General features: G+C 63.6%; 9 protein-coding genes. 5 read left to right on the top strand and 4 right to left on the bottom strand.

Going from position 1 to position 11,768, the window contains the following annotated elements; all coding sequences use genetic code 11:
• The first annotated feature begins 41 nt into the window (after nt 1-41).
• The 5 genes from tpiA (at nt 42) to FJV77_RS04845 (ending at nt 5,184) form a co-directional block, all read left to right on the top strand.
• A complete protein-coding gene (gene tpiA / locus FJV77_RS04865) occupies nt 42-812 on the top strand; it encodes a triose-phosphate isomerase (RefSeq protein ID WP_142865724.1) in 771 nt (256 codons plus the stop codon).
• 179 nt (nt 813-991) lie between these two features.
• Nucleotides 992-1,504, top strand: a complete 513-nt coding sequence (gene secG / locus FJV77_RS04860) for a preprotein translocase subunit SecG (protein ID WP_142865723.1) — start codon at nt 992-994, stop codon at nt 1,502-1,504.
• Nucleotides 1,505-1,704: 200 nt separating this feature from the next.
• Nucleotides 1,705-2,823 (top strand): L,D-transpeptidase, encoded by a 1,119-nt coding sequence (locus FJV77_RS04855; protein ID WP_142865722.1) that lies wholly within the window; start codon nt 1,705-1,707, stop codon nt 2,821-2,823.
• A 155-nt stretch (nt 2,824-2,978) separates the two neighbouring features.
• A complete protein-coding gene (locus FJV77_RS04850; protein ID WP_112561656.1) occupies nt 2,979-4,616 on the top strand; it encodes a CTP synthase in 1,638 nt (545 codons plus the stop codon).
• Between the two features lie 22 nt (nt 4,617-4,638).
• Entirely contained in the window at nt 4,639-5,184 is a 546-nt protein-coding gene (locus FJV77_RS04845; RefSeq protein WP_142865721.1) for a DUF1697 domain-containing protein, read from the top strand.
• A 47-nt stretch (nt 5,185-5,231) separates the two neighbouring features.
• Here FJV77_RS04845 and FJV77_RS04840 read toward each other — a convergent pair whose 3' ends face one another.
• From FJV77_RS04840 to FJV77_RS04825, 4 genes are all read right to left on the bottom strand, one after another.
• Nucleotides 5,232-6,689, bottom strand: coding sequence for an NCS1 family nucleobase:cation symporter-1 (locus FJV77_RS04840; RefSeq protein ID WP_142865720.1), 1,458 nt, complete (start codon nt 6,687-6,689; stop codon nt 5,232-5,234).
• Between the two features lie 201 nt (nt 6,690-6,890).
• Nucleotides 6,891-7,679: a trehalose-phosphatase gene (otsB, locus tag FJV77_RS04835; RefSeq protein ID WP_142865719.1), complete on the bottom strand. Its 789-nt coding sequence runs from the start codon at nt 7,677-7,679 to the stop codon at nt 6,891-6,893.
• Nucleotides 7,676-9,460, bottom strand: a complete 1,785-nt coding sequence (locus FJV77_RS04830; RefSeq protein WP_142865718.1) for a trehalose-6-phosphate synthase — start codon at nt 9,458-9,460, stop codon at nt 7,676-7,678. The genes otsB and FJV77_RS04830 overlap by 4 nt, the downstream gene beginning before the upstream one ends.
• Nucleotides 9,461-9,594: 134 nt before the next feature.
• Nucleotides 9,595-11,757: an amylo-alpha-1,6-glucosidase gene (locus FJV77_RS04825; protein ID WP_142865717.1), complete on the bottom strand. Its 2,163-nt coding sequence runs from the start codon at nt 11,755-11,757 to the stop codon at nt 9,595-9,597.
• Nucleotides 11,758-11,768 lie beyond the last annotated feature (11 nt).

The raw sequence follows: 11,768 nt of genomic DNA, 5'->3' as shown, positions 1-11,768 counted from the left end.
GGGAGGGCGAGACCCCAATGTCGCCCGGAGAACCAGATCCCATGACGCCAGGAATTCGACCGCTCGTTGCCGGCAACTGGAAAATGAACGGCACCAGCGCCTCGCTGAACGAGCTCAGGATGATCGGCAACGGCTTCATGAGCGGGCTCGATGCCGAGACCGAAGCATTGGTCTGCGTGCCGGCGACCTTGCTGTCGCGCGCGGCCGAAATCCTGTCGCGCACGCCGGTGCGGGCCGGTGGCGAGGATTGCCACATCAAGGAAAGCGGCGCCTTCACCGGCTGTGTCTCGGCCGAGATGCTAAAGGATGCCGGCGCCAGCCACGTCATCGTCGGCCACTCCGAGTGCCGGGAACAGCGCGGCGAGGACGATGCGACTGTCCAGGCGAAGGCGTCAGCCGCATGGCGAGCCGGTCTCGTCGCCATCATCTGCATCGGCGAGACCAAGGCCGAGCGCGAAGCGGGCGCCGCGCTCGACGTCTTGTCGCGCCAGGTCGCCGGCTCGGTGCCGCCTAGCGCGACGCCAGCCAACACCGTCATCGCCTACGAACCGGTATGGGCGATCGGCACCGGCCTGACGCCGACCGCCGATGACGTGGCCGAAGCGCATGCGCATATCCGCGAAAAACTGTCGGAGGGGCTCGGCGCATCAGTGGCCGGCAAGATCCGCATCCTCTATGGCGGCTCGGTCAAGCCGTCCAACGCGGTCGAACTGCTCGGCGTCAAAAACGTCGACGGCGCGCTCGTCGGCGGCGCCAGCCTTAAGGCGGCGGATTTTCTCGCCATTGCCGAAGCCTACCAGAATATCGCCTAGCTGGCGTTCCGTCGCCGACTTGATCAAAAGCCGCGCTGCGGCCGAAATCGTTGCAAAGGGCGCATTGCTTCCCATATTCCGGCCACGGGCTTGGAAATGCCGTTAAAGCATTGTATGGAGCCGCCTCCAAATCACCGGCCCTGATCGCCAGGGAGCGGCAGGGCTTGCCAGGATAAAATATGGAAACCGTACTGATCGTCATCCACCTCATGGTCGTGCTCGCCCTTGTCGGCGTGGTGCTGCTGCAGCGCTCCGAAGGCGGTGGTCTCGGCATTGGCGGCGGTTCCGGTTTCATGACCGCGCGCGGTGCGGCCAATGCGCTGACGCGGGCGACGGCGATCCTGGCCGCGGCTTTCTTCGTCACGTCGCTGACCCTCTCGATCGTTGCCCGCTACGGCGAAAAGCCGATCGACATTCTCGACCGGGTGCCGGCCGACAGCGGCAACGGCGTGCTCAACCAGCTGCCCGGCACGACGCCACCAGCGCCGCCCGCCGGCGCCACGACCCCGCCTGCCGGCACCACCGCACCGGCTGCGCCTTCGGGCAATGGCGCCGCCACGACGCCGCCGGCGACCGCTCCTGCCACAGCTCCCGCCCCAGCTCCGGCGACATCGCCTGCGACCGATTCGGCCACGCCGCCGGCTGCCAACGGCGTCACCTTGCCGGTCACGCCGCAGGTTCCAAACCAGTAGTCGGTAGGTCAAGTGCCGCGATCTGTTGTTGTTTCAACACAGTCGCGGCAAATGGCACTTGATCACGAAGATTCGACCATGCGTTCCGCTTGAGGCCGCTCCGGCACTTCGATTATAGATTGCGCGCGGCACTTTCTGCGCCCTTGGGGGGCGCCGGGCGACGCCGTGGGCAACAAGCATTGAACGATCGGATCTTCGCCATGCAGCTTCGCAGCTTCATTTTCATGGGGTTTTGTGCCGTATTCGGCATGAGCTCCGCGGCCTTCGCCGGCGCTCCGGCAATGACCTCACCGCAGGCGGTTGGCAAAACCGCTGTCATCAACGTCGCCGCCAAAAGCGATGCGGCGCAGTTGAAGCTTCTCAAGAAGAAGAAAAACCAGAGCTCGGATGATCTGGCTCAGATCAGTAAGCTCGAAGACAAGATCGCAGCCGACAAGGCGGCAGCCGGAGCCAAGGCGCTCGAGGCCCGCAAGCTGGCGATGCGCGAGGCGGCGAAAGCCAGGGCCGACGCTCAGCGCCAGGCGTTCATGGCCAGCAAGGGTAAGCCGGTCGTTGTCGCCGACGCGAAGCCGGCCAAGCAGACCACCAAGATCATTGCGCCGGTTGACCCGCTTGCGCCGATCGAGCCGATCCAGTCGGCCGAGCCGCTCCCGGCAGAGGCGATGAGCGTCGCGCTGTCCGGCAACAATGGCGAATTGCGCAGCGAGGCCCCTGGCCAGAAGCCGAGGAGCGGCGGGCTTTTCGCCGGCCTGTTCGGCGGCACATTGTCTGCTTCCTCGATCGCCTACCTTCCCGAGACGCGCGCCCTCGACCAGGCTCTCGCCAAGCGCGAAGCCAAGAAGCAGTTCAAGGTGAAGCCGGAATTCGTGCCGCAGGACGTCGAATTCACCGGTTATGAGCCGGGCACCATTGTCATCGATACCAGCGCCCGCCGCCTCTACCTCGTCGAATCGGCTTTCACCGCCCGCCGCTATGCCATTGCGGTCGGCCGCGAAGGCCTGCAGTTCAAGGGTACGGTTGCGGTTGGCGACAAGCAGGAATGGCCGCGCTGGATCCCGACGCTCGACATGCAGAAGCGCGAGCCCAAGCACTATGGCCAGTACAAGGACGGCATGCCGGGCGGCGGTCAGAACCCGCTCGGCGCCCGCGCCATCTATCTCTATGACGGCAAGAAGGACACGCATCTGCGTATCCACGGTACCATCGCGCCGCAGTCGATCGGAACCAGCGCCTCCAATGGCTGCTTCCGGATGATCAACGAGCACGTCATGGACCTCTACAGCCGCGTCCGGGTCGGCACCAAGGTCGTCATCATCTGACGTTCTTCCAATTCTGCCGAAAGGGCCGGCTTCTGCCGGCCCTTTTGTTTTGACCAAGAACTACAGTCTCGAACCTCGGGACTATCGCGCCTTCTCTGGAAAAAGCCTCAGCGGCGGTTTTTTCTCTGGCGGAATCAATTCGGCCGCGTTAAGCGATGACTCCCATGGCGCGATATGTATTCATCACAGGCGGCGTGGTTTCCTCACTTGGAAAAGGCATTGCCGCAGCGGCCCTTGGGGCTCTCTTGCAGGCGCGAGGCTATCGCGCACGCATCAAAAAGCTCGATCCCTATCTCAATGTAGATCCCGGCACGATGTCGCCTTACCAGCATGGCGAGGTCTTCGTCACCGATGACGGCGCCGAGACCGATCTCGATCTTGGCCACTATGAGCGCTTCACCGGCCGCTCGGCCAACCAGCAGGACAACATCACCACCGGCCGCATCTACAAGAACATCATCGAGCGCGAGCGGCGCGGCGACTATCTCGGCGCGACTGTGCAGGTCATTCCGCACGTCACCGACGAGATCAAGCATTTCGTCCTCGATGGCAATGACGACTATGATTTCGTGCTGTGCGAGATCGGCGGCACCGTCGGCGACATCGAGGCGATGCCGTTCCTGGAAGCGATCCGCCAGCTCGGCAACGACCTGCCGCGCAACAACGCCGTCTATGTCCACCTGACCTTGATGCCCTACATCCCGACGGCCGGCGAACTGAAAACCAAGCCGACCCAGCATTCGGTCAAGGAACTGCGCGGCATCGGCATTGCGCCCGACATCCTGCTGGTCCGCGCCGACCGTGCCATTCCCAAAGAAGAGCGCAGAAAGTTGTCGCTGTTCTGCAATGTCAGGGAAAGCGCCGTCATCCAGGCGCTCGACGTGCCGCACATCTACGACGTGCCGATGGCCTATCACAAGGAAGGGCTTGATTCGGAAGTGCTGGCCGCCTTCGGCATCGACCCGGCGCCCAAGCCGCGCATGGAGCCCTGGCAGGCGGTGTCCAACCGCATCCACAATCCGGAAGGCGAGGTCACCATTGCCGTCGTCGGCAAATATACCGGCCTCAAGGACGCCTACAAATCGCTGATCGAGGCGCTATCGCATGGCGGCATGGCCAACCGCGTCAAGGTCAAGCTCGACTGGATCGAAAGCGAGATTTTCGAGAAGGAAGATCCGACGCCGTGGCTGGAAAAGGTGCATGGCATCCTGGTTCCCGGCGGCTTCGGCGAGCGCGGCTCGGAAGGCAAGATCCTGGCGGCCAAATTCGCCCGTGAGCGCAAGGTACCGTATTTCGGCATCTGCTTCGGCATGCAGATGGCCTGCATCGAGGCGGCGCGGTCGCTGGCCGGCGTCGAGCACGCCTCGTCGACCGAATTCGGCCCGACCGACGAGCCGGTCGTCGGCCTGATGACCGAATGGCTGAAAGGCAACATGCTGGAAAAGCGCCGCGAGACCGGCGATCTCGGCGGCACCATGCGGCTCGGCGCCTATCAGGCCGAGCTCACCAAGGGCTCGAAGATCGCCGAGATTTACGGTGATACCCAGATTTCCGAGCGCCACCGCCACCGCTACGAGGTCAATGTCGACTACAAGGAGCGGCTGGAAGATTGTGGCCTGGTGTTTGCCGGCATGTCGCCCGACGGCGTGCTGCCGGAAACGGTCGAATACCCCGACCATCCCTGGTTCATCGGCGTCCAGTATCACCCGGAACTGAAGAGCCGGCCGCTCGAGCCGCATCCGCTGTTCGCCAGCTTCATCTCGGCCGCCGTGGACCAGTCGCGGCTGGTCTAACTGCCTGCGGGTTTAGCAGCTGATGCAAACCTATGTCGCGCTGCTCTACAGCATCATCCTCGGCGAAGGTCGCCGGGTTGTCATGTCCGACCTCAAGGCGATGGCCGAAGGCCTCGGGCTGAAGAATCCTCGCACACTGGTGGCGACCGGTAATCTGGTCTTTGAAGCGCGGGCGACGGATATCGCCAGGCTGGAACAGCGGCTCGAAACGGCCTTCGAAAAAACCTTTGGCCGTCATGTCGTCATCATCATGCGCACTGCCGAGGACTGGCTGAAGCTCGCCGCCGGCAATCCATTCCCGGCCGAGTCGGCCGAAACTGGCGATCGGGTGGCGGTGCGGGTGATGCGCATCCCTGCGCCCGCCGATGGCGTGGCAGCGCTCCAGGCCTATGCCGCCGACGATGAGAAGGTGGCTTCGGTCGACGGTGACATCTGGGTCGTCTTTTCGCGCGAGCGGCCAAGCTCGCGGCTGCTTGCAGCGATGAACCACAAACGCATGGGCATCGGCACCGCGCGCAACTGGAACACGGTGCGGAGGTTGGCTGAGATGGTAGGGAGTAGGGAGTAGGGAGTAGAAGATACTATTCCCTACTGACTACTCCCTGCTGCCTCATTTCACGCCTTCGCCGTCTTCGCTCCAGCACCCAGCGCCATGGTGCGCAGCACGTAGTAGACGACGCCGGCAATCGCCACGCCGAAGAACCAGCCATAGACGCCCCACCAGGCCGGCAGCCAGCTGGTGAAGTTGGGCAGGATCGACGAGAAGATGGCGCCGATGCCGGCAGCGATAAAGGCGTTGACGTGCCAGCCGCCCTGGAAGCGGAACTCGCCGTCTTCGCGGTAGAGCGCCTCGACGTCGACCTCGCCTTTGCGGATCAGATAGTAGTCGACCATCATCACCCCGAAGATCGGGCCCATCGTCGCACCGATGATGTTGACGAAGGATGCGGCGCTGCCTTCCCACGGCGCGAAGGGGTAGAGGACCAGCGCAATCAAGGCTGCGATGTAGCCGCCCTTCTTGAAGTCGATCTGCCGGGGAAAGACGTTGGAGAAGTCGAAGGCCGGCGAGACGAAGTTCGCCACCACATTGATGCCGAGCGTCGCCACCGCGAAGGTCAGTGCGGCAAGCGCGGCCAGGAACCAGCTGTCGAACTTGGCCGAGATCTGGTCGGGGTGCAGCAACACTTCGTGATAGACGTCATAGGCGGCAATGGTGGTGACGCCGGCAACCAGCGAGAACAGGATCAAATTGACCGGCAGGCCCCAGATGTTGCCCTTGCGCAGGGACGCCTGGTCCGGTGCGTAGCGGGCGAAATCGCAGAAGTTGAGATAGAGCGCCGAGAAATAGGTGACCCAGATCGCCGCCACCGCAAACAGCGCCGTCCACGAACCGGGCGTGCCCGGCACGCCGGCGTCCTTGGTCTTTTCGAGCAGAACGTCCATCGGGATGTCGCTGGTGAAGGCGAAGGTCCCGGCCTTGACGCAGAGATAGATTGCCAGGATCAGCATCATCACCCACACGGCGGGTCCGGCCCAGTCCTGGAAGCGGCGCACCGTCTCCATACCCTTCTGGATGATCAAGAGCTGCAGCGCCCAGATGACCACGAAGCAGATAACTTCCAGGCCGGTATGGCCGAGGAAATGCGTGTTGGCGTTGAAATCGGCGAACCATTGCGAGCGGATCAAAAGCGCCACGATGGCACCTGAGGCCGCGGCAGTCTGCGCGCCGTACCAGAAGCAGGCGACGATGGCGCGCACCAGGGCCGGAATGTTGGCGCCCCAGATGCCGAACGAGGCGCGGGCCAGTACGGGGTAGGGCACGCCGGTCTTCACGCCGGCATAGCCGACCATGTTCATCAGCACGTAGATGATCAGTGAGCCGATGCCGATGGCGATGATGAAATTGACGAAGCCGCCGCAAAACAGGAACAGGCTGGCAGCGAGATAGTAGCCCCACAGGCTGTGAACGTCCGACGTCCAGACGTTGAAGATCGAGAATGGCCCCCAGTTCCGCACCTTTGCCGGAGCGAGGTCCTCATTGTAAAGGCCAGGCGATGCGCCTTGTATTGTCACTGCGATGTCCTCCCCTTGCTAGCCGAACGCGCCTCCACGCGGTGCCACGCAGGTTAAGCCTGACGCAAGGGAACCGGCAAGCAATCCATTTGCCGGCTTTGGCCTTAAAGATATTCAACGAGAATCGCGCTTATCGATCGGCGTTTGTCGGAGACGGGTCGCAACCGGTGCGGCCTGGATTCGATTCGCTGGCGACCGCTATCAGGATGCTTTGCGGTCATACGCCGCTGACGCTTCGAAATTGGCGGCAAGCCAGGCTATAGCGCGGGTGACATCATCGAGCCGGTATTGAGCTGCGGTGGGGCCTCGCGGCCTGACCCGGATCGAGATGCCGCCCGCTTCGTTGATCGCTTCGAAACCGTTTTCGTCAGCGGTATCGTCGCCGAGGAAAACCGGCCGTCTTCCGGCAAAGGGCGGGATCGCCATGAAGCGCCGCACGGCCGCGCCCTTGGCCGCCTCGAGCGGCATCAGTTCAACGCCGGCATTTCCCGGAATGACGCGGTAGTCCTTGGGGAGCTCGGCCAATGCCTGCTCGACAAGCTGGGTGGCCCTGGCCAGCAGATGCGGCGCCGCGCGGGTGTGAATGGCGAGGATCGGACCCTTGCGCTCGATGTGAACCAAGCCGTCATCCAAATCGGCTTCAATGGCGTCGGCGAGGGCGGCCATATCGGCGGGAGCATCCGCCACAACGATGGGACCGTCAGGCGTCAGCCGGTGTTCCAGCCCATACAGGCCAGCAACGCGCAGCTTCAGCGGATGAAACAGGCGGTCGGCGACTTCCACCGAGCGGCCGGTGATAAAGGCGACTGCGCCGTCCAGCCGCTGTTCGATGGCGCCGAGCAGACTGCGCAACTCGTCGCTGACGGACACCGCGTCAGGGTGTGCGGCGTGTTCGAGCAAGGTGCCGTCAATGTCGAGGAAAAGTGCCCACTGTCCTTCCGGCAAGTCGGGTGCGGCTGGCAGGGCCAATGTCTTCGGTAGACTATTCATGACGCCACCCTCCGCATGCGATCGAAAATCGAGACGATGTTGCTGTCGGTGTTTGCAGGCCGCTCGGTGACACCTGTCGCCCGGTCGAGGTCGCTGCGTTTGCGCAGCCGCGCCGCGTCCAGCAGCATGCTGCCGGCCCAGCGATAGACATTGTTGTCGCGCACCATTTCGCGCATCGGGCGCATGCGCTCGCGCTGTTCGTCCGGCGACATGGTCAGCGCCTGCAGCAGCGCATCGCTCATCATCGCCGCATCGTAGGGATTGACGATCAGCGCCTCGAGCAGTTCGCGCGACGCACCGGCAAATGTGCTGAGCAACAGCACACCCTGTTCGTCGTCGCGCGCGGCGACGAATTCCTTGGCGACGAGGTTCATGCCGTCATGCAGGCTGGTGACCATGCAGATGTCGGCAGCGCGATAGATCTCGTAGACCTGTTCCTGCGAGTGATGTTCGGCCACCATGATCACCGGCTTGTAGCCGTCGCTGCTGCCGTAGCGCTCATTGAGGTCGCCGGCATAGCGCATGCATTCGTCATGCAATTGCTGATAGGCCGGCAGCGTGCCCCGGCTGGGCGCCGCGATCTGCAGGAAGACCAGTCTGCCGATCAATTCGGGATGGCGCGTGAACAACTCGTCCAGAGCCTGAAAGCGGTCGAGAATGCCCTTGGTGTAGTCTAGTCGTTCGACGCCGATGCAGAGCTTGACGTCGGCCTTGAGGCCGAACCTGTCGCGCAGGCGGGTGCGGCATTCCTCGACTGTGGGCAGCTTTGCCAGCAACTCGGCCGGCCATTCGATGGAGATGGGGTAGGCATGCACCAGCGTCGTCTGGCCACCGTAAGAGATCGCCGCATCGGCGCGCTCGATACGGCTTTCCAGGAAGCGATCGACGCTTTCGGTAAAATTGTTGGCGTGGAACTGGGTGTGGAAGCCGATGATCGAACTGCCGAGCAACCCCTCCAGGATGCGCTCCCGCCAAGGGCAGATGCTGAAGACTTCGGAATTTGGCCAGGGGATATGCCAGAAGGTGATGACGATCGCCTCCGGCAGGCGCTCGCGGATCATGCGTGGCAGAAGCGCGAAATGGTAATCCTGGACCAGCACGATCGGCCGCTCGTTGCGCGCTTCGGCCACTACCGTATCGGCGAATTTGCGGTTGACGGCCTCATAGGCCTCCCAGTCCGAGGCACGGAAGATAGGACGGGTGAAGGCGATGTGGCAGAGCGGCCAAAGGCCTTCATTGGCAAAGCCGAGATAGTAGCCTTGATACTCCTCCTCGCTCAGCCAGACACGGCGCAGCGTATAGGCCGGATGATCCGGCGGCACCGGCAACCGGTCGTTCTCATCGACGGTGAGGCGGTCCGCGCTACCGCCGCCATAGGCGATCCAGGTGCCGCCGCAGGCGCGGGTGATCGGCTCCAGCGCCGACACCAGCCCGCTGGCAGGCACGACAAGCTCGACGCCATCGTCCTTGACGTTGTGGATGTAAGGTTCGCGGTTGGAGACGACGATGACCTGGGCGTCCGGGAGGTCGTCGGCGAGGATCTTGCGCAAGGTTTCTGGTGACCATGTCACCAGTGCGGCATCGGCGGACTGGCCGTTCTTTTCGAACTCGCGCATGACTTTGCGCGCCGCTTCCGCCGCCACATCCTCACCAGCCGCGCGGGCAACGGCCGGTGCGCGGCTGTCGCGGCGTCGGGATATCGAAAACAGAACGGCGAGGGCGGAAAGGCCGAGGCTTGCCAGGATCACGATCCAGAGCATCTCGACGCCATAATTTGTCATTGAAGTGCCAATCTCCGCCTTCGGCGGTCATTCTTCTTCGTTGAATTTGAACACGCTCGCCAGCGGCTGGCCGCCGGCAGCTGTCATTTTGCAACGCACAAAACTGCGATCGGTTCCCGCGAAAATGACTCAGCTCAGCTTCGCACGATCAGCGGAACCTGCCCTTCATGGCGGTCGGCAAGAAAGGCGACGACACGGTCGCCGACGCGCTGGAAGGTGAGATCGACTTTCTTTTCGCCGACACCCAGATGCCTGAGCGTCAGCGTGTCGATGCCGATCGGCAGCCGCGGCCGCGTGACGTGGATTTCGCCATTCCAGCCATCGATTTCCAGGCCGAGGCAGGCCTGCATCAGCATGAAGGCCGAACCCGCCGACCATGCCTGTGGCAGGCAGGCGACGGGATAAGCGATCGGCGCTTCGCCGACCGAGCGGGTAAAGCCGCAGAACAGTTCCGGCAGCCGCATGTTGAAATGCACGGCGGATTCGAACGTGCCGCTCATCAGCCGCACCACATTGTCGCGCTCGCCAAACCGCGCCAGACCGGCGCCGCAGATCGCCGTGTCGTGCGGCCAGATCGAACCGTTGTGGTATGACATCGGATTGAACAGCACCGCATCGTCGGCAAGCGTCCTCACCCCCCAGCCCGACTGGAAGGACGCCGATAGCAGCTGGTCGGCGACCATCAGCGCCCGCGCCGGCTCCGGCAGCCCGACATAGAGCAGGTGACCGGCATTCGACGTGCGCACCTTGCAGGGTTCGCCGGCGCCGTCGATGGCGAGCGCATAGAAACCCAGATCGTCGAGCCAGAAATCGCGCTCGACGGCAATCCGCATCTCTTCGGCGCGGTTTTCCCAGTGCTCGGCTTGCGCGAACTCGCCGCGTCGACGTGCGAGGGCCGCCAGCCCCCTGAAGGCGGCAAAGACATAGCCCTGCACCTCGACGAGCGCGATCGGACCTTTGGGAATGCGGCCGTCGGCGTGGAACACAGAGTCGAAACTGTCCTTCCAGCCCTGGTTGGCGAGGCCGGATTCAGCGGCGCGCTGATAGGTGACGAAGCCGGTCGCACGGCTCGCTTCCTCAACCCATCCGGCGGCGGCGGTAAGCGACGGCCACAGGCTGGCGATGAAGTCCATGTCGCCGGTGCGCTCTGCATAAGCGCAGGCGAGATGGATGTAGAGCGGCGTCGTGTCGACACCGCCATAGTAGCGGCCGAAGGGCAGCTCCTGCAGCGCCACCATTTCGCCCTTGCGGGTCTCGTGCATGATCTTGCCGGGCTGGGAATCGCTGAACGGCGATGTCTCGGTCGCTTGATGCTGGGCGAGGAAGGTGAGCACGCCGCGCGCCAGGCCGGGATTGAGCCACAGCATTTGCAGCGCAGAGATGACGCCGTCGCGGCCGAATGCGGTCGAGAACCAGGGAATGCCTGCATAAGGGTAGGGGCCGGTCGAAAGCTCGGTGGTCAGCAAGGCCACATCGGCGCGGGCGCGTTCGACCCAGTCGTTGAAGACGCGGCCCGAACTGTGCACCGTCGCGCCATGGCGGCGCTTGGCCCGCATGCCGAAGCGGGCGCGTGCCGCAGCCGCGCGAAACCGGTCGCGGTCGGGCGGCTCGGCCAGTTCCGGGCCGACCTCGACATAGAACACCTTGCTGCTGCGCTTGGTCACCGCGATCAGGAAATCCGCACGCTCGGCGCTGAGCTGGTCCGGCGCCTGCGAAAACGAGATCGCTGACTGCCGCGCCAGACCATCCAGTCCGTCGTAACGCAAGAGCACGGACGTCGCGTCGATTTCGGCCGCATGCGCCATGCCGCGCTTTGGCCTGGTTGAACCGCGCACCTCGAACATGTCGCGGAAATCGGCGGCGAAGTGCAGCGAGATGCGAATTGCCGAATGCTCCTGGCTGTAGTTGGACAGGGTGATGCGCTCGAACAGCCGGTCCTGCCAAAGCAATCTGACGCGTTCGATGTGGATCGCGCCTTGCGGGATGTCGCGGCCGCCGACGCTTTGCATCGGCAGGTTGGTCAAATTGCTGGAGAACAGCACGTTGTCCTGGCTGAGCGAGGCGCCGAGGAGCGATGTCTGCCGGCCGCCGACTGTCAGCCGGAACTCCGACAGCACACGCGTGTCGTCGCGAAAGAAGCCGTCGCCGGCTCCCCGGATGTCGCCATAGGCATCGGCCACCACAAAACAGTCGCCTTGTTTCAGGGCGAACAGCCTGTGCGGCTCGCGCGGCGCTGTTTCGTCGAGGGAGGCAAGGGCCACCGCAGGGTCGAGCTTACGCTCGTCAAGTTGGGTCATCGATCACAAAT

The sequence above is a fragment of the Mesorhizobium sp. WSM4306 genome (assembly GCF_007003975.1).
Classification (GTDB): domain Bacteria; phylum Pseudomonadota; class Alphaproteobacteria; order Rhizobiales; family Rhizobiaceae; genus Mesorhizobium.
Note: the sequence above shows the minus strand (reverse complement) of the source record. Positions and strands in the feature narration are given on the sequence as shown.